Raw genomic sequence first — 18,500 nt, forward strand, 5'->3', positions numbered from 1 at the left:
TTCGCTGGGTTAATTGTCCCGCATGACATGCGTAAAGCTCTCAACCGTTACTTCAGCCAGGTGTCTGACCAGGTCCGAAGGCATGGCGACTGCGGGCATGAGAAAGAGGACATTGCCGAGTGCGCGAATGATCACGCCGCGTTTTCTCGCTTCGCGGACGATGGCATGCTCCTGGCGCAGGGACGGATCGAAGAGTTCCCCGGTGGCTTTGCTTTTGACGATATCGATCCCAACCATGATCCCTTTCTGGCGGATCTCGCGGACGTTGGGGTGGCCGTTGAGGGGGCTGAGTTTGTCATGCAGGATTCGTTCGCTGGCTGCGACTTGTTCGAGGACAGGTCGAGTGGCGAACAGGTCGAGAGTCGCGATGGCGGCGGCGCAGCCAAGGGGGTTACCGGTGAAGGTGTGGCCGTGGAAGAAGGTGCGACGGGCTGAAGGAGGGCCGAGGAAGGCGTCGTAGATTTCGCTGGTGGTCAATGTCGCGGCGAGGGGGAGGTAACCGCCGGTGAGTCCTTTGGCCAGGCAGAGAATATCGGGCGTGACGTTCTCCTGCTGGCAGGCGAAGAGGGTTCCTGTCTTCCCGAAGCCGACGGCGACTTCATCGGCGATCAGCAGGATGCCGTGTTGCGTTGTCAGTTCACGAACTTTCGTCAGAAAGCCCGGGGGATGAATGAAGACCCCTGCTGCCCCTTGCACGATCGGCTCAACAATGACGGCTGCGATTTTCTCGTTGTGCTGATGAACAGCTTGTTCGAGTTGCTTCAAGCAGTCCTGATAATAATCTTCGCGTGACACATTCTCTGGAAGAGGCGAAAGCCCCGGACTCGGCACGCTGATGGTCTCGAACAGCAGTGGTGCGTAGAAATGGTGAAAGGTCTCCATGCGGCCGACACTGACTGAGCCGATGGTGTCTCCGTGATAGGCATCGGACAGTCGGACGAACATGTGACGCTTTTCAGGACGCTCCTTCTGTGCGTGATACTGAATGGCGATCTTGAGAGCGGCTTCAACGGAGGTGGCGCCGGCATCGGAATAGAAGACATGGTTGAGCCCTTCCGGGGTCACCGACACCAGCTTTTGAGCCAGTTCGATACTGACATCACTTTGCAGCCCGAGCAGGGTCGTGTGAGAGATGCGGTCAATCTGTCGTTTAATGGCGTTGTCGATTTCGGGGACCCGATGTCCGAACACGTTGCACCACAGGGACGAGACGCCGTCGAGATAGCGGTTGGCATGATCGTCAATGAGATCGAATCCCTCCCCGGCGACAATCACCGGTGGATTTTCATCGACGAAGACTTGCATCTGCGTGAAGGGATGCCAGACGGGGGAGCGGGTGGTCGTGAGTCGTGAGTCGTGAGTCATGAGAAGATTCTTAATGTCCTTCTCCCTCGGGGAGAAGGTGTCAGCGCTTCGCTGACGGATGAGGGAACTCTGCGAAGTTGCTAACGCGCCATTACTTCCGAAACATAAAATAAACGGCACCTATCATACAAATGCCGGCATACAGATAGTTCCACGTCGGCTTCTCCTGCAGATAGAGGATCGCAAACGGCACAAAGACCACCAGCGTGATCACTTCCTGCATGATTTTCAGCTGGGCGACACTGAAGACCTGATGCCCGGCCCGGTTGGCGGGGACCTGCAGCAGGTATTCGAACAAGGCGATCCCCCAACTGATGAACGCGGCGATGTACCAGGGTTTTTCTGCCAGACTTTTGAGGTGCCCGTACCAGGCAAAGGTCATGAAAATGTTGCTCAACAACAGTCCGATAATACACAGCAACCACGGCGACATTCCGACTCCCTCCGGCCATGAAAAACGGCGTTGAAGAACAGTTCTTCAACGCCGGTCTGATCATAGTTTGCGAGGAAGGATGCGGCAACGCGGCGGGGGGGCTTTGCCTCGCGGGGAATGCGAGATGGAAGCGAGTTAGTGCCTATGCCCCACCCTCATCCGCCCTGCGGGCACCGTTCCTGAGGAGACTACCGCGTCGTTCACTCTCGCCTTCTCGGCGAGAGCGAACTCCTTGCTTCCACCTCAAGGGAGAAGGAACATTAATATCCACCCTTACTGACATCCTTGGCGTTGATTGCTGGCAGGCCGAGGCGTTTGCGGCCTTCGTCCAGCATGTCCTTCGTCCGGCTGGCGCCGCAGCGGGTGACGCCGAGGGAGCGGACTTCTAGGAGTTTGTCGAGATCGCGCACGCCGCCAGCGGCTTTGACCTGGACGCTGGGGGCGGAGTGTTTTCGCATGAGGTTCAGGTCTTCGTTGGTTGCGCCTGTCGGGGCGTAGCCAGTGGAGGTTTTCACCCAGTCGGCGTTCAACTCACTACAGATTTCACACAGCTTGATCTTCTGAGCATCGTTGAGGTAGGCGTTCTCGAAGATCACTTTGACTTTTTGTCCAGCCGCATGGGCGACATTGATGACAACAGCAATATCGTCTTGGACATACTGCCAATCGCCGCTGAGGACTTTGGAGATGTTGACGACCATGTCCAACTCTTCGCAGCCATCGTCGACAGCACGCTGAGCTTCAAGTTTCTTGATCGCGGTGGTGTGGCCACCATGAGGGAAGCCAATTGTTGTGGAGGCTTTGACGTTGCTTCCTTTCAGACGCTCTGCACAACGCTTGAGGTAATACGGCAGAATACAGACACTCGCGGCATCGTAAGCCAGCGACAGATCAATCCCGGCTTCGAGGTCACTGACCGTCAGCGTGGGATTGAGCAGCGAATGATCGATCATCTTGGCAATATCGAGATAGGTATAGGGTGCGCTGGTCATGGGTGAGGGCTTTCAAAAGGTCATGAGGTTTGAGTCATGAGGTAAAACGAAGAGAATTTCCAGGGCCTTTCCTCATGACAGAAGGCTGCTGCATCACATCTTCGGCATGAAGTTCCGCAGGTAGGTGTGACATTGCGTGAGTGCCAGTTGGCGGCGTTCCAGCGAGCCTTCGTAGACGCGGTCTTCCACTTCGACGCAGACGGGACCTCGATAACCGGCATCTCCCAGGACGGAGAAGAATTTGCCCCATTCGATCTCGCCCATGCCGGGGAGCTTCGGGTGGTGGTATTCGTTGGGATGGGCCAGGGGGCCGAGTTCGTTGAACTTGAAACGGTCGAGGCGGATGTCTTTAGCGTGAACGTGAACGAAGCGTGACGCGAATTCGAAGATGGGATGGATCGGGTCCATCTGCATCCAGGCGAGGTGGGAGGGATCATAATTCAGCCCGAAGTTCTCACTGGGAATCGCATCGAACATGCGGCGCCAGATGACCGGACTGATCGCGAGATTCTTTCCGCCCGGCCATTCATCTTTGGTAAAGAGCATCGGGCAGTTCTCGATGCCGATCTTGATCCCCTTATCTTCCGCCAGCTTGATCAGCGGCTTGAAGACCTTCAGGAACTTGGGCCAGTTCTCATCAATAGAGAGTTTGGGATTTCGCCCGGCGAATGTGTTAACGACTCCGACTTTCAGCTTCGCTGCTGCGTGGATGATTTTCTTCAGATGCTCAAAGGCGGCTTTTCCTTCGGCTTCGTCCGGGGAGAGGAGGTTGGGATAGTAGCCGAGGCCGCTGATGGAAACGCCATGCTCGCTGAGCAGATCCTGTATCTTGTTGGCTTCGAACGAAGTGACGTCAATGTGCGTCACCCCCGCATAACGTCGCTCAGCTTTTCCGGGGGGCCAGCACATGACTTCGATGCAGTCATAGCCGAGGGTTGAGGCTGTCTTGACGACGTCTTCCAAAGTCTGTTCGGGGAGAATGGCGGTGACGAAACCAAGCTTCATGGGGATGCTCCAGGGTGAAAAAGGAATAGGCTTACGTTGGACACTAAAACAACATCAGCTTTCAACAGCCACCCAACGATCCTCCTGGCTGCTCTTCAAGATCGCTTCACACAAGACAATCTCGCGGTGACCGTCTTCAAAGGTCGCATAACCATTGTCTGGGCCGAACGTGCCCTGCTCGATACTTCGATAAAACGCACGGAAACAATGCTTGAACGTGTCCCCGTACCCCTCGTTATGTCCGCCAGGGTAATCCGCTGAACGACGCGCAAGGTCTGATAGTAGCGACGGATCTTTCAGCAGAAGTTCGTTGGCCGTCTCACGGTGACCAATCCACAACTCATTCGGCCGTTCGCTGTCCCAGGACATGGATTGCTTTGCGCCCGCCAGTTCGAAACGCAGACAATTTTTGCGTCCCGCAGTCACTTGGGAGACGTGCATGACTCCGCGCGCTCCGCCTTTGAATCGCAACATCACACTCCCGAAATCTTCTGTTGTGACGTCAACAGACTCGGTCTTCATCGCCTGCTGTGATTTGCTCTGAAAGGTCTCGACTTCACCGACCGGTTTCTGTCTGGTCGGATGCACAATCTTCAGATCTGCACAGACGGCTTCGACTTCCATACCTGAAATGAACGAGATCAAATCCAGCCAGTGGGTACCGATATCAGAGATAGCACGCAGTTCGCCGCCTTCGCTCGATTTGACGCGCCAGTTATAGTCCGTTTCTTTGAGCAACCAGTCTTGAACATAGCTGCCGGTGATGTGAAAGACGTTCCCGAAGTCACCGCGATGGACTCGCTCTTTGGCTTCCTGACAGAGCGGATAGAAGCGAATGTTATAGTTGACGCCGGTGGCCTGACTGGAATGCTTCTTTGCGAGGTCGACGAGTTCGCGTGACTCTTCCGAGGTCATCGCCAACGGCTTTTCGCACATCACATGCTTGCCCGCCTCTAACGCCTGCTTGGCCATCTCGAAGTGCCAGCGATTGGGCGTTCCGATGTGAACCGATTGAACGTCCGGATCTGCAAGAACTTCCTCATAGGTCCCATACGCTTTGGGAATCCCCAGTTTCTCCGCGGTCGTTTTCGACTTTTCCAGCGATGACCCCAATACGCCGACAACATGAGTCATCCCCGTTCGACGCAATGCCTCGACATGGGTGGTACACATGAAACCTGTTCCGATAAACGCTACGCCGATTGTCTTCATGTCTTAGATCCTGATGGTCATTCTTGTTCTGGATGGTGATTTCTGACGAGGTGGCCAATCGCTGGTCCGGGATGATCCAGTCCTCCCAGTCGATTCTGGAACTCATAAGAATCTCCGCGATAGAGAGTCTCTTCACTCCAGAGAGGGGCGTCATTTTTTAAGTAGCCAGTCGCCCGGACCAGCAAACCAGCCTGGCCGGAATCGACTTTCAAAAGAGATGCTGCTTCCTGTGTCAAATTAACGGCTCGGATCGATTCATCGGCACCAATAATGGTCAGCTGGTATTCGTCGGTCCAAAGACGATAGAGAGACCCCTGTACCTTGGACCGTGTCAATTTTGGACACAAGGATTTGACGATGTAACGCCGTTCGAGAATCACGGGGCGATCGTCCGCGAGTCGAAGTCGTTCGAGATACCAGGCCTCGTCGTTTGTTCCGAGCCTGAGTCGATGGAGAGTCTCCTGGTCGAGGAGAGTCGCACGAACGGACTTCAACGTGAGTACCTGCGTCGAAGGTCGCTGACCGGCGCTGGTTGCTTTTTCTGTGAAACTGATCAGGCGATCAAGCTGATACGCCAGACGCTTCGGCTTCACAAAAGTGCCGATACCTTTGCGAAATTCAAGCACGCCCTCCGAGACGAGTGAGGCAAGGGCTTTGTTCGACGTCGCCCGGCTGACCCCATAGCGTATGCCGATTTCGCGTTCCGTCAGGAACTTCGAGCCGGTTGCGTACTCGGACTTGTCGGCGAGCGCGCGTAACTCCTCGTAGAGTTGTTTGTACAGCGGCGTTCGGACAAGGGGAGTCATGCGAGAGTTCTTTCGTCCCACAAAGTGGCTAAGCCACGTTACCACTGTTCGGCAGTTATTGTCAATCAAGTTACCGGGCGAAGTTTTATGCAGCCTGCAGGGTCTTATTCGAGTCCCGAGCGGAAAAATCCTCACTTTCGGATCATGGCATGCAATAAGTGTCAGATGAATACCCGACAAGCGATCTGAAAATTTCATCTGAAATTGATTCGTGCCCATAATGATTATGGGAGTAAAAAGCCGACACAACCTTGATAGAGATAACTATAAAGACACCTGTCTTGTCCTCTTCGATAGAATGATTTGGTCATGACGGCCGCAACGAAATCACCGACACTGAAGTCGAGTAAGGTTCCCGATGATGGCGCAGTCAGTATTCGCGTCGACGATTTGATTGTCGGTCGACAGATCAAAGCACCGATCGTCAATAAACAGGGCGTGTTGCTCCTGGCTCGCAACACGCCGATCACCGTCGAAATCAAGCGTCACTTAAAACAGCGTGGGATTGATTCCGTTGAAGTCGCTCCGGATGATGCCTCTGTCCTGACGATTCGTTCCACCTCCAGCACTTCGACACCAGCGCGTGGGATCAGTTTCGATACGGAACTGACACGCAAGCTGGATGCCTTGATCGATAGCGGTCTTGTTCCGGATATTTCCAACGGACCTGCTGTCAGTCAGTCAGTCAGGAACAATGGGAAAACGACCTACGACCAGCAGCAGCGTCAACGCCTGCAAGACAAGCACAATAAGAACGGCAAGCTGCTGACGTCATTAATGACAAGTGTTCTGCATGGGCAGGAATCGGACATTTCGGTCGAAGGAATGGCGGATGGCTATCTCGACGAGATGTACAACGATATTGACTGCACATTGAGTTCAAGACCATCGTCGAATAAATCCCATGGTTCCGAGTCGCCGGATCTCGTGTCAGGTTCGATCGAGACATCGTTGTTGTCGATGGCGATCGGAATCGAAATGGAATACGACGAACAAAGCGTCCGCCTGATCGGTATCACAGGCCTGGTGCATGACTGGGGGATGGCGAAGGTTGATCAGAACCTGATCAATGCCCCACGAGCGCTCAACGATATCGAGCGTCTGGAAATCATGAGGCACCCCATCTACTCCCTCGAGATGATTCAGCACGCCAGCTCCCTGCCGCGCATCACCTCGATCATCGCCTATCAGGTGCATGAGCGATTCAATGGAACGGGTTACCCCCGTGGTCGACGTGGCGTGAACATTCACCCGTTTGCCCGAATAATCCAGGTCGCGGATATTTACAACGCGCTGATCAATCCTCGCCCGTATCGCGCACCATATACAAAATACTCGGCGATGTCTCGGCTGATTCACATGGTTGGCGAACGTTCGGTTGATTCGGATGCCGTACGAGCATTGTTGCGAGTGCTGTCGCTGTTTCCGATTGGCAGTTACGTTCAACTCAGCGATGGCTCGATCGCCCAGGTCATTCGAGGGCGACGTGAAGACTACTCGAAGCCTATCGTGCTGCGAGTCAATGATGTCGATGGCAATCCACTGCCTTCAGATAATCTCGATAACATCATCGATCTGGCTAGCTCTGAACTGACGGTGGTCCAGGCGTTGCCGACGCCTGGCAGTAATGAAGTGGTCTGAATTTGCCGATACTTGAATGATAAAAGACGGTGGTTGAACATTGCTCAACCACCGTCTTCTTCTTTTTCAGTCGTTCAAAATCAAACTTTGATTTAGAACTCGCCGAGGACTTCGCCACTGGCTCGCGTACCGAGAGCACCCCAGACGCCGTAGGGGCTTTGTTCGGAAGACGGGCTGGTCAGCGGTGTGTTGCCGTTGATAAATCCTGCGACGGGCAGGATGGCACTCTGGTTGCCAGTATCGATATTGTCGCTGATAAAGCGGACGGCTCCGTCCCCCATGAGAACCTGAACTCCGCCTTTGTGAAGGCTACCAGCGTTGAAGATTCCAAAGCCCGTGTGGCTGGTTGAGTTGCGGGTGTAGCAACTCGAAGTGTTTGGAGCCAGTGCCGTCGAAAAGGTGGAAAAGAGAGCGGCGCCATCACCCCAGCGATAGGCGCGATGACCACCGTTGCCGATATCGGCACCACTTGGCATGCGGTACGTTTTTGAACCGTAGTCCCAAAGTGCATTACAAGATGCCGGACTAATACTTCCCGCAGGCAGGAATGTCATCGCAACCAGTCCCGGTCCATTGGTCGAAGTGGGAGCAATGATTTCTGACATGGCGATCGTATTGCTGGTTCCGTCGGTGATGTCGCTGAAGCCATTCGTCGCGACGAAGCCAAACATTCCACGACTGACCAGGGGGCGCTGACGATCAAAATCATTCCCGGACTCGCTGTCGCCGCCGCAGAAGACATAGTTTCTTTTGCCCCGCATATCAGCTGGAAGAACGCCGGTTTGACCTGCATCACTTGGACACTCGAATATTGAAAATCTTCGATTCCATGGTGAGATGTTGGTCCATGGGCGTCGATTGTTTCCCGTCAAAGCCATGATTTCATCGTAGGCAGCGGTCTGCTCCATGTAAGGCAGGAGCATGACAATTCCCGAGGTGCGGAAGTTCAACGAGCCGTTGACATCGCCACCGGTAAACGGGGGGAATTTATTGAAGACATCATGATAGTTGTGAAGAGCGATTCCATACTGCTTGAAGTTGTTCTTGCAGGAGGAGCGTCGGGCAGCCTCTCGTGCCTGTTGGACGGCTGGCAGGAGAATGGCGACGAGGACCGCGATGATGGCGATCACCACAAGCAATTCGATCAGCGTGAACCCGGATGTTGAGCGTTTGAGCATGAATTTGAACTCCGCAATGCCTTTGCAAACATGTTGCTGGGAAAATGAATCCAGCGAGGAAACTCTACGTTGTTGGCAGCCCGCACGCAGCGAGGCCATTCGCAGGATATGCCGCGTTCGACCGTATCCTCGTTACAGGCTCCGTCTGGAATTCACACAAACTTAATACAATAGGGGGCTGCTCATTTTTCCTTGCCTAGCGATGCTGTTATGACAGTACGCAGGGAGCCTCGTCCATTTTGAATTTTTCTTGAGAGCAGATTTCGACACAGCTATGTCACAACCCATCGCATCAGCCTTTGTTTATTGCCCGGTCTGCAAAGCCAAAGCGAAGAAAACGGGCGTGAATCCGTTTCAATGCCACCGCTGCGACTTCACGTTCTTCTTCGGCCCCACGACTGCGGTCGCCGCCATCGTCGCCGACGACCAGGGACGCGTCTTGCTGCTCGAACGCGCCAAAGATCCTGGCAAAGGTCTGTACGGCCTCCCTGGCGGCTTCGTCGACGTGGGTGAGAAACTCGAAGAAGCCGTTCTCCGTGAGACGCTGGAAGAATTGAATCTCACCGCCGTCAAGCCGGAGTATCTGTGCTCATTTCCCAATGTGTATGTCTACAAGGGCAACGAACTCCCGGTCTGCGACACGTTCTTCGTCTGCCACATCGACTCCTTGGATGATCTACAGTTGGATGCAAGTGAAGTCGCGAGCTACAAGTACCGAAAGCTGACGCCCGCGACACTCAAGAAGATGGCGTTTGTCTCGAATCGTAAGGCTCTTGAGTTTTTTCAGAAAACTAAACATTCATAACGACACCAGTGTCAGGCTCTTTTTCCAGTTCTTCCACGTACAGTGCCTGTACCAGCACGATCAGCACTGCTAGCAGCGGCGCTCCGAGCAGTCCGCCCAGGATTCCGAAATAAAGTGTCATCAGCAACTGAAACATGATCGTCATCGCAGGAGGGAGGTTCGCCTGCTGTTTTTGTACGACAGGGGTTATGAGATACGATTCAAACGTCTGCAGCGCAACATTGAAGATGATGACATACACAACCGCCATCCCGCCCAGTTGCACGGCAACGAGCGATTGGGGAATCGCTGCCAGGAACGGGCCGACGTTGGGAATGAAGGTGCACAGCGCCGCGATCACTCCCAGCGTAATTGCCATCGGAACCCCCATCAGCCACAAACCGATCATGGTCGAAACACCGATGATCGACATCGAAATCAGCTGACCGCGAATCCAGTTGGTCAATGTCTCGTTCAACCGGGAGATGACTTCGCCACCTTTCGCGCGGCGCTCTTTGGGAAGTAACTTCACCATGCCATCTCGATAGATTTTTGACTCCAGCGCCAGATAGGCTCCGACCACAAACATCAGAATCCCGCCACCGATGATCGTTCCGAACTGCCCCATTGTCGAACCAATGCGAGATGCTCCGCTGGCGAGCCAGGAAGCCATCTTTTCGTTCTGAACCATGTCCTTCATCTGGTCCTTTTTCGGAATATATTCCCGAGCCCATTCGTAACCGGAGACCCATTCTTCGAGCTTGGCGAAAGAGGTTTCGATCTGCGACCACAGCGTCGAGAGTTGATCGACGACTCTGGCCCCCATCAGATAGGCTCCGCCGAAAATCGTGACAAGTAACGTCAGCAAGACGACGATCGAAGCCGTTCGATAAGACCACCCGGTCAGTTCACTTAACCACTTGCCAAGGCCGTGTAGAAAGACGCCGAAGAGAATACTACCGAAGGTGAGCAGCAGGAACGTCAGGGTCAATTTCAAAACCCCGGTCGCTGCCATAATGAGCATGACAAACAAAACGACCCATAGCGGCCGGACTGGTTCTGCACGTGAAAACATCGCTGGCTGATCTCCGTTGACGATCATGGTTGACGATCATTAATGATGCGGCAACCCATCAGCAGACGCCTGAACGACGGGCGTTCAGAATGTCACGATGGCGAGCAATTCCTCTCGCTTCTCAAAGAGCTGCCGCTTCCTTTGGTGTAAAACACGATAATGCACTCGCCATGCCAGAACGTCCGTTAACCGTTTCCAGGAACATATTCCTCATCAGGACCGTTCAGGTGGGTTGCGCACCCGGCCTTCACCGGCCAGTTCAACATCAATGCGGTCAACAGCCCGAGCACGAACATCATTCCGCCCATTCGCTCGCTGGCGTCATGATAATCATGAAACTGCATCGGACGGACCATACCTGGCGGATCAATCATGTCTGCAATCGGCAGATAGACGTTGAAATAATCGACTGTCCCGAGCATCACCAGAAAGGGAATTGTAAACGCAGCGATCACCCAGCGCGTGAAACAGGGTCGCATGGCGCGAAAACTGATGAGGTGAAAAACATACGCTGGTACGAGGACATAAAAGCTGAACTGATAGATGATCGGAAAGCGAATGAGCGCCACTTTGTCTTTCGCAATCGAATCCAGATCCGGACTGATCGCCAGCATGACCGTCACCCAGATAAAGATCCCGGCGGCACCAACCCAGGAAGTCACCAGAAACCGAGACATCATCAAAGCAAAGCGGGACATCGTGCAGGCCAATCTTCAAAGGATGTTTTGCGAATCTTCAAATGAGATTTTACTAAATCACAAGCAAGATTCGCCACAGAGTTCACAGAGAGCTCAGAGATAAGAAGTGAAAAGGAGTTGCTCAGAACTCTTTCTTCTTCATTCTCTCTGTGATCTCTGTGTCCTCGGTGGCTATTCTGCAGATGGCTTGAACTTACTCGGCTGCTTTCACTTTCCGTGAAACCTTCTTCTTGAGATCCTGTTTGACCCGCTCGAGTTCCGACCCCTGCATCTGCTGGTCATTTTCTGCCAGATAGTTTTTCACCATCTCATCGAGGAACTTCCGAAACTCTGGCGTGTCGATCTCTTCTTTCTTATACACAGCAAAGAGGACTTCCTGCCAAGGGCCCTTGCGCGATGGCACCTGGACGCGAGGCTCACCCGAATACGCCTGGATCTCCTCGATGTCGTTGAGAGTTTCCCAGGGGAATTTCTTGACCAGTTGCTCGGTCGTGTACGTCCCCTTCTTCACGCGGAAGTACAACTTCAGCAGCCACTCGTGAGCCGTGTGGGCATGCAGGAACCAGGTTCCTTCCTTGCCGTGGCTTTTCACTTCGACGACCGACTGATGATTCCAGTTCGTCTCAGCGAGCTCTTCATACTCACTCAACAGATCAACAACAAATTCCAAAGCAGACCCATCCCAGTGGACCGACTTGCTGTTGTACGACAGACGATCCCGGGTATGCCATTTCCTGCCATCGACCTGCCAGGGAGATTTCTGCTCTTTGGCAATATCGCGGAAGTCGCGATCCTCACTCCGTTTCTTCGTGATCGCTTTCAGGTCGAGAGACTCCGCTTCTTCGCGCGTCCCCTTTTCAATGAACGGTACGAGCAGATCAGCCGTGTAGGAGCGATGGTGTCCCTTGGGATCGGCTGCGTACTCATGCGCATACTGCACCAGATCCTCCGGCGTCCCTTGGGCCACGATATAGCCGCCGCCTGCTCCAGCTTCCGGGCCGACATCGACCACCCAGTCGGCCGTCTTGACGACATCCAGATTGTGCTCAATGACGACAACCGTGTTCCCCAGATCAACGAGGCTGTTGAGCACCTTCAATAGTTTTGAAATGTCATTGATGTGCAGCCCTGTCGTCGGCTCATCCAGCAGATAAATCGTCTTGCCGTAGTTGGAACGCGAGAGTTCTGCTGCCAGTTTGATCCGCTGTGCTTCGCCACCCGAGAGAGTCGCAGCTGACTGTCCCAGCGTCAGATACCCCAGGCCGATTTCATCGAGAATCTTCAGCGGTGCCCGCAGTTTGGGAATCGAATCAAACAGCTTGAGCGCTTCGCTGATCGGCATGTTGAGAACATCCGAGATCGAACGTCCCTGAAACTTGATCGCCAGTGTCTCCTGGTTGTAACGCTTCCCGCGACAGGTCGAACACTCGATCCAGACATCCGGCAGGAAGTGCATCTCGATACATTTCTGCCCCATCCCTTCGCAGTCTTCGCAGCGTCCCCCCGGGCGATTGAAACTGAACCGCCCCGGCTTGAACCCGCGCATCTTCGCTTCCGGCAGAATGCTGAACAGCTCGCGAATCTCGTCGAACAGCCCGACGTACGTCGCCGGGTTCGAGGCAGGCGTCGTCCCCAACGGCTTCTGGTCAACCACGATCAGCTTATCGATTGAACCAAGCCCCTTAAGCTCATCGAACGCTCCATAGCCTTCACTCAACTGCCTCAGTCGACGCTGAATCCCTGTCGCCAGCGTATCCTGAATCAACGACGACTTGCCAGACCCCGAGACCCCTGTGATACAGGTTAACGTCCCCAACGGAATCCGCAGATCGACATTCCGCAGGTTGTTGTGACGAGCCCCAATCAACTCCAGCCACACTCCCTTGGGTGTCACCGGAAATTGATCCGGCCGTAGAGTCGATGTCTCAAAGATGGAAACGCCGGTTGATACTTTTTCTTGTGGTGGCACAGACATTCTTGTCTGTGTCTTCTTCGATTTCTTTTTCCCTTTCGTTTCGATGACCGCTTCCACCTCACCCTGCGACAACACACTCCCCATCCGACGATTCGTCGGTACCGGAATCTGTTCCCGCCCGGCCAGGTAATTCCCTGTCAGCGATGTCTTATTATTCGTGACTTCCTTCGGCGTCCCTTGGGTCACGATGGCTCCACCATAACGCCCTGACCCTGGACCGAAGTCATATAACTGGTCGGCTGCAGTGAGAATATCCTGGTCGTGTTCGACCAGAATGACCGTGTTGCCAATGTCGCGAAGTTGATTGAGTGCACCGATCAGCTTGTGATTATCGCGAGGGTGCAGTCCGATCGTTGGCTCATCGAGAACATAGAGAACCCCCGTGAGACTACGCCCCAGCTGGCCCGCCAACCGAATCCGCTGCGACTCCCCGCCCGAGAGCGTCGGCATTCCGCGGTCCAGTGTCAGGTATTCCAGGCCCACTTCGACGAGGAACTTCAGACGCCCCTTCACTTCGTCCATCAGTTCCCCGGCAATCTTCTTCTGCTCCTTGTTCATCTTAAGGGCATTGAACTTGCCGAGCGTCTTTTCGAGAGGCAGCTGCGTCAGTTGTGCCATCGTCAGTCCGTCGAACCGAACGGCTGCGGATTCTTCGCGGATCCTCGCCCCATGGCAGCTCGAACAGGTCTGCTGCCCGATCATCTCCGCCAGCTTCTGACGCCAGACAAACGAAACCCGCGACGCCTCGTAGATCGCCGGGTAAAGACCCTTATACTGGAACGAAAATTCCGGCAACTGGAACCACTGCTGCTCATCCCCGTACAACAAAACCCGCTGCTGGGTCGGCGTCAGTTCACGAAATGGCACATCGAGTGGAATCCCCAGGTCAGCCGCCATGACTTGCGTCATCCGCGTGAATAGCGTCCCCGGCTTCATCATCGGCCAGGCAATGATCGCACCGTCTGCAAGACTTCGTTCCTGATCACCAATGAGAGCCGCCTGTGATGTTCCTTCCTGGGTGCCGATCCCCTGACAACTCGGACACCATCCCAGCGGCGAGTTGAACGAAAAGTTCTGCGGCACCAGCGTCTCAAACCCGCGACCGCAGTTGTGACAACTCAAGTGGCGCGAATAGCGATGCACCGTCCACTTCTCTTCAGCCAGCTTGTCATCGGCCACCGCGACACAGGCTTCGCCCTCAGCATACTCGAGTGCCACTTCGAGCGATTCATTGAGACGACCTCGAATGGCTCGCGTGACACTAAGACGATCGACCACGATCTCCAGCTTCGTTTTCGCTTTCCGGTCCAGCTTCGGCAACTCGTCGATCTGGTACGTCTTCCCATTCAAACGAACCCGCTGGAAGCCCTGCTCCTTCAGGCGCGGGAATAACTTCTCTGCATCCTGCTGATGAGCCTTGGAAATCGGAGCCAGCACCAGGATCTTCTTTCCGTCGCAGTCCTCCAGAATGCGATCGACGATCTCATCGGTCGTATGCTGAATGACCGGCAGATCGCAGTCCGGGCAATACATTGTCCCCAGGCGCGTGTAGAGAATTCGAAGATAGTCGTAAATCTCGGTGACCGTTCCGACGGTCGATCGTGGGGAATTGCCAACGGTCTTCTGCTCAATCGCGATCGCGGGCGAGAGCCCATGAATGTGCTCAACGACGGGCTTGGGCATCTGCCCCAGGAACTGACGGGCATAACTCGACAACGACTCGACATACCGACGCTGCCCCTCGGCATACAGCGTATCCATCGCCAGCGACGACTTCCCCGATCCCGACGGCCCACAGAAAACCGACATCTTCTCACGCGGAATCGTTAGATCGAGATTCTGCAGATTATGCTGCTTGGCCCCGCGAATCGTGATGACGGAAGGATCGTAGGCTTGTGTCTCGCCGAGATTCCACCGAGCAGAGGCAGGCTCGCTTGTCTCCGGCTTCGTTGCTCTGGCAAGCGACTTCAGTGGCACAGACATTCCTGTCTGTGTCTTCTTCCCTTTCTTTGCGGTCAAAGCTGATTTGCCTGATGTCTGGGTGCCACTGGCTATGCCAGTGCCAATGCGGTCACCCAGGACAGTTCTCAAAGCCCTCCCGGTATGACTGATCTCACTGGCCGCAATGTCCTCCGGCGTTCCCTCTGCGACAATCGTCCCGCCGCCTGCTCCCCCTTCGGGACCGATGTCAATCACCCAGTCCGCTGTCTTAATCACATCGAGATTATGCTCGACAACGAGCACCGTATTCCCCTGCTCGACGAAGTTATGCAACACCTCCAGCAGCTTTTTGACATCCGCAAAGTGCAGCCCTGTCGTCGGCTCATCCAGCAGATAAATCGTCTTCCCGGTCGACCGCTTGCCGAGTTCTCGCGCGAGCTTGATCCGCTGCGCCTCTCCTCCTGAAAGTGTCGGCGAAGGCTGCCCCAGCTTCAGATAATCCAGCCCGACATCGTGCAGTGTTTGCACCAGCCTGCGAATTTTCGGGACGTTCTCGAAATGCTCCAGCGCCTGCTGAATGTCCATCTCAAGGACTTCGGCAATGCTCTTCTCTTTGAACTTGATCTCCAGCGTCTCATGGTTAAAGCGATGCCCGCCACAGACCGGGCAAGAAACCCACACATCCGCCAGAAAATCCATCTCCAGCTTCGTCGCCCCATGCCCTTCGCAATGCTCGCAGCGTCCGCCGTCGACGTTGAAACTGAACCGCCCCGGCGGATACCCACGCAACTTCGACGCCGGGAGTTGCGTATAAAGATCACGAATCAGATCGAACACTTTGACATACGTCGCCGGGTTCGAGCGTGGCGTCCGGCCGATGGGTGATTGATCGATATCGATCGCTTTATCCAGATGCTCCAGCCCGACAATCGACTTGTGTGCTCCCGGGTTTCCTTCCCCCTTGTTCAAATCACGATTCAGCACCGGCCACAAGATGTCATTGATCAGCGACGACTTCCCAGACCCCGAGACCCCCGTCACACAGACGAATCGTCCCAGCGGAATCTTCGCATTAACATTCTTGAGATTGTGATGCGTCGCTCCTTTGATCTCCAGGTGAAGATCGCTATGACCGCGACGTTCTGCAGGCACCTCAATCTTCTCGACACCCGAAAGAAACTTCCCGGTCAAGCTCTTCGGATTCGCTTTGACCTCGGCTGGCGTTCCCTCCGCAACGATATACCCGCCGCGCACCCCCGGCCCTGGCCCGAAGTCGACAAGGTAATCGGCGTTCTCCATCGTCTCTTCATCGTGCTCGACGACGATGACCGTATTCCCCTGATCTCGCAACTGTTGCAGACTCCGCAGCAGCATCGTGTTGTCACGCGGATGCAGACCGATGGAAGGCTCATCGAGAATATAGACCACGCCGACCAGCCCACACCCGATCTGTCCCGCCAGCCTGATCCGCTGTGCTTCGCCGCCCGAGAGCGTCGGGGCTGATCGATTCAGCGTCAGGTAATCGAGCCCGCAATTCAGCAGAAACCCCAGACGCCCACGAATCTCCTTGAGCGCCTCTTCAGCAATCATGCGTCCCGAGTGGTCCAACTCCAGCGAACCAAAGAACTGCCACGCATCAAATGTCGATAGCGCACAAATCTCCGGCAGCGACAACTGCGATTTTCCATGCGTCTGAATGAACCCCTGATCCATCGTCGTCAAGCGGACATTCTGAGCCTGCTTGTTTAACCGACTTCCCTGACAACTCGAACAGAGCCCCGTCGACATATACTTCTCAAGCTGACGACGTCGCATCGGATTCTTTGCAGATCCATAGGCTTTATTCAGCTCGGGAATAATCCCCTCATACGGCCCGCCATGCTTCCACATCCCCCCGCGTGTCCGCCAGCTGAACGTCACGTGACGCGATCCCGTCCCGTACAGAAACAGCTCCTGCGCCTTCTTCGGCACATCCTTCCAGGCCTCTTTCAAGACCGTCCCCGCCTTGAGCCCCAGGTCCGCCTCAATCGCCGTCGCTCCTCCGTCATAAATATGTCGTCGCCACTTCCCGATGTCCTTCCACACCCCCAGAAGATCCATCGCCCCTTTCTGAATCGACTTCGTCTCATCGGTCACCAGCAACTCAGGCAGAAATTCCGTCCGCGCCCCAAGCCCCTGACAGTCGGGGCACATCCCGATGGGACTGTTGAAGCTGAACAACTGCGGCGAGGGAGGCTCGTAGCTCATCCCCGATTCGGGGCAGGCGTACTTGGTGGAGTAGAGGCGTTCGGTCGTAGGGCTTAGGGATTGGGGCATAGGGCTTAGGGAAGAAGTGGCTTCATCCGGCTCTTCCTGTGGCACGGACATTCCTGTCCGTCTCTTCTTTCGCCCCGCTGACACAGGTATTCCTGCCCGTGCATCTTCCTCTTGATCGGGTGCCACTGGCTGTGCCAGTGCCTCTCCAGCGGGCGACTCCGTCACCACGAGCAGCATTCCATCTGTCAGCCGGATTGCATTTTCAATGGCCTCTGCCAGTCGATTGCGAACCCCTTTCCCCGCGACGAGTCGATCGACGACCACTTCAATGTTGTGCTTGAAATGCTTCTTGAGCAGCGGCGGCTCGCTCAGGTTATAGATCTCTCCATCGACCCGGGCCCGCAGGAAGCCTTTCTTCAACAGGTCTTCAAACAGATCCCGAAACTCCCCTTTCTGATTCTGCACGATCGGCGCGAGAATCTGATAACGGGTCCCCTCGGGCAGTTTGGAAATGCTCTCAATGATCTGGTCAACCGTCTGCGCCCGAATCGGCAGCCCCGACACATAACAATATCCCTGCCCGACCCGCGCATAGAGGACGCGCAGATAATCGTAAACTTCCGTCAGCGTCCCGACCGTCGAACGAGGATTCCGCCCTGCGACCTTCTGCTCAATCGCGATACAAGGCGCCAGCCCGGAAATGATCTCCACATTCGGCTTGGGCAACTGTCCCAGAAACTGGCGGGCATAACTCGACAGCGACTCGACATACCGACGCTGCCCCTCGGCATACAACGTATCAAACGCCAGCGACGACTTCCCCGACCCCGAAACCCCGGTCAGACAGATCAATTGGTTGCGTTTCAGCGTTAAGTTGACACCCTGCAAATTATGTTCGCGGGCACCTTTGATGATAATGTCCTGAGAAGCCATGAAGCCTTTTTCTGCATTGGGGGAAACGCCACGAACTCATCCGGCGCAGCGTGGTCTATTGTAGACACCCCCTGCACTGGCGACTATCGGACCGAACATTTTCTGTACAGTAGTCCGTTTGGTTCCCCTTCGGAGCCGCGCCCGACAGGAAGTGCATCTTCCCTCTTGATGTCTGGCCAAACCTGCAATTGCCACAGCCGGCTGTT

Annotated in this window: 12 protein-coding genes; 2 read left to right on the top strand and 10 right to left on the bottom strand. The window is 54.9% G+C overall.

What is annotated here, in order from left to right; translation table 11 throughout:
* Nucleotides 1-9: 9 nt before the first annotated feature.
* From bioA to SH248x_RS20205, 6 genes are all read right to left on the bottom strand, one after another.
* The gene (gene bioA / locus SH248x_RS20180; RefSeq protein ID WP_459556129.1) at nucleotides 10-1,365 is read right to left on the bottom strand and encodes an aminotransferase family protein; all 1,356 of its coding nucleotides are present in this window, start codon (nucleotides 1,363-1,365) and stop codon (nucleotides 10-12) included.
* 91 nt (nucleotides 1,366-1,456) lie between these two features.
* Nucleotides 1,457-1,798 carry a DMT family protein gene (locus tag SH248x_RS20185; RefSeq protein ID WP_459556130.1) on the bottom strand — a complete coding sequence of 114 codons (342 nt, stop codon included), beginning with the start codon at nucleotides 1,796-1,798 and terminating at the stop codon, nucleotides 1,457-1,459.
* Between the two features lie 260 nt (nucleotides 1,799-2,058).
* Nucleotides 2,059-2,790, bottom strand: a complete 732-nt coding sequence (deoC, locus tag SH248x_RS20190) for a 2-deoxyribose-5-phosphate aldolase (RefSeq protein ID WP_459556131.1) — start codon at nucleotides 2,788-2,790, stop codon at nucleotides 2,059-2,061.
* Nucleotides 2,791-2,883: 93 nt separating this feature from the next.
* Nucleotides 2,884-3,795 carry a sugar phosphate isomerase/epimerase family protein gene (locus tag SH248x_RS20195; protein WP_459556132.1) on the bottom strand — a complete coding sequence of 304 codons (912 nt, stop codon included), beginning with the start codon at nucleotides 3,793-3,795 and terminating at the stop codon, nucleotides 2,884-2,886.
* A 54-nt stretch (nucleotides 3,796-3,849) separates the two neighbouring features.
* Nucleotides 3,850-5,007: a Gfo/Idh/MocA family protein gene (locus tag SH248x_RS20200; protein WP_459556133.1), complete on the bottom strand. Its 1,158-nt coding sequence runs from the start codon at nucleotides 5,005-5,007 to the stop codon at nucleotides 3,850-3,852.
* 17 nt (nucleotides 5,008-5,024) lie between these two features.
* Nucleotides 5,025-5,813 carry a GntR family transcriptional regulator gene (locus SH248x_RS20205; RefSeq protein ID WP_459556134.1) on the bottom strand — a complete coding sequence of 263 codons (789 nt, stop codon included), beginning with the start codon at nucleotides 5,811-5,813 and terminating at the stop codon, nucleotides 5,025-5,027.
* A gap of 309 nt (nucleotides 5,814-6,122) precedes the next feature.
* On the opposite strand from SH248x_RS20205, the gene SH248x_RS20210 reads away from it, so the two are divergent.
* Nucleotides 6,123-7,454, top strand: a complete 1,332-nt coding sequence (locus SH248x_RS20210) for an HD-GYP domain-containing protein (RefSeq protein WP_459556135.1) — start codon at nucleotides 6,123-6,125, stop codon at nucleotides 7,452-7,454.
* 92 nt (nucleotides 7,455-7,546) lie between these two features.
* Here SH248x_RS20210 and SH248x_RS20215 read toward each other — a convergent pair whose 3' ends face one another.
* Nucleotides 7,547-8,632 (bottom strand): DUF1559 family PulG-like putative transporter, encoded by a 1,086-nt coding sequence (locus SH248x_RS20215; RefSeq protein WP_459556136.1) that lies wholly within the window; start codon nucleotides 8,630-8,632, stop codon nucleotides 7,547-7,549.
* A gap of 274 nt (nucleotides 8,633-8,906) precedes the next feature.
* On the opposite strand from SH248x_RS20215, the gene SH248x_RS20220 reads away from it, so the two are divergent.
* Complete coding sequence (locus SH248x_RS20220; RefSeq protein WP_459556137.1) at nucleotides 8,907-9,437, top strand: NUDIX hydrolase; 531 nt, start codon at nucleotides 8,907-8,909, stop codon at nucleotides 9,435-9,437.
* Here SH248x_RS20220 and SH248x_RS20225 read toward each other — a convergent pair.
* The 3 genes from SH248x_RS20225 to uvrA all read right to left on the bottom strand — a co-directional run bounded on the left by SH248x_RS20225 (nucleotide 9,424) and on the right by uvrA (nucleotide 18,294).
* Nucleotides 9,424-10,518, bottom strand: a complete 1,095-nt coding sequence (locus SH248x_RS20225) for an AI-2E family transporter (RefSeq protein ID WP_459556138.1) — start codon at nucleotides 10,516-10,518, stop codon at nucleotides 9,424-9,426. The two genes, SH248x_RS20220 and SH248x_RS20225, sit on opposite strands and share 14 nt — an antisense overlap.
* Before the next feature lie 158 nt (nucleotides 10,519-10,676).
* The gene (locus tag SH248x_RS20230; RefSeq protein WP_459556139.1) at nucleotides 10,677-11,189 is read right to left on the bottom strand and encodes a hypothetical protein; all 513 of its coding nucleotides are present in this window, start codon (nucleotides 11,187-11,189) and stop codon (nucleotides 10,677-10,679) included.
* 193 nt (nucleotides 11,190-11,382) lie between these two features.
* A complete protein-coding gene (gene uvrA / locus SH248x_RS20235) occupies nucleotides 11,383-18,294 on the bottom strand; it encodes an excinuclease ABC subunit UvrA (protein ID WP_459556140.1) in 6,912 nt (2,303 codons plus the stop codon).
* Nucleotides 18,295-18,500: the final 206 nt, after the last annotated feature.

The sequence above is a fragment of the Lacunimicrobium album genome (genome assembly GCF_052161635.1).
In the GTDB taxonomy this organism is placed as follows: domain Bacteria; phylum Planctomycetota; class Planctomycetia; order Planctomycetales; family Planctomycetaceae; genus SXPC01.

What these genes read in the sequence shown, in the direction of transcription:
- SH248x_RS20210 (WP_459556135.1), top strand. Translation starts at nt 6,123, where the DNA reads ATGACGGCCGCAACGAAATCACCGACACTGAAGTCGAGTAAGGTTCCC.
- deoC (WP_459556131.1), bottom strand. Translation starts at nt 2,790, where the DNA reads ATGACCAGCGCACCCTATACCTATCTCGATATTGCCAAGATGATCGAT.
- SH248x_RS20195 (WP_459556132.1), bottom strand. Translation starts at nt 3,795, where the DNA reads ATGAAGCTTGGTTTCGTCACCGCCATTCTCCCCGAACAGACTTTGGAA.
- SH248x_RS20230 (WP_459556139.1), bottom strand. Translation starts at nt 11,189, where the DNA reads ATGTCCCGCTTTGCTTTGATGATGTCTCGGTTTCTGGTGACTTCCTGG.
- SH248x_RS20220 (WP_459556137.1), top strand. Translation starts at nt 8,907, where the DNA reads ATGTCACAACCCATCGCATCAGCCTTTGTTTATTGCCCGGTCTGCAAA.
- SH248x_RS20215 (WP_459556136.1), bottom strand. Translation starts at nt 8,632, where the DNA reads ATGCTCAAACGCTCAACATCCGGGTTCACGCTGATCGAATTGCTTGTG.
- SH248x_RS20205 (WP_459556134.1), bottom strand. Translation starts at nt 5,813, where the DNA reads ATGACTCCCCTTGTCCGAACGCCGCTGTACAAACAACTCTACGAGGAG.
- SH248x_RS20225 (WP_459556138.1), bottom strand. Translation starts at nt 10,518, where the DNA reads ATGATCGTCAACGGAGATCAGCCAGCGATGTTTTCACGTGCAGAACCA.
- SH248x_RS20200 (WP_459556133.1), bottom strand. Translation starts at nt 5,007, where the DNA reads ATGAAGACAATCGGCGTAGCGTTTATCGGAACAGGTTTCATGTGTACC.
- bioA (WP_459556129.1), bottom strand. Translation starts at nt 1,365, where the DNA reads ATGACTCACGACTCACGACTCACGACCACCCGCTCCCCCGTCTGGCAT.
- uvrA (WP_459556140.1), bottom strand. Translation starts at nt 18,294, where the DNA reads ATGGCTTCTCAGGACATTATCATCAAAGGTGCCCGCGAACATAATTTG.
- SH248x_RS20185 (WP_459556130.1), bottom strand. Translation starts at nt 1,798, where the DNA reads ATGTCGCCGTGGTTGCTGTGTATTATCGGACTGTTGTTGAGCAACATT.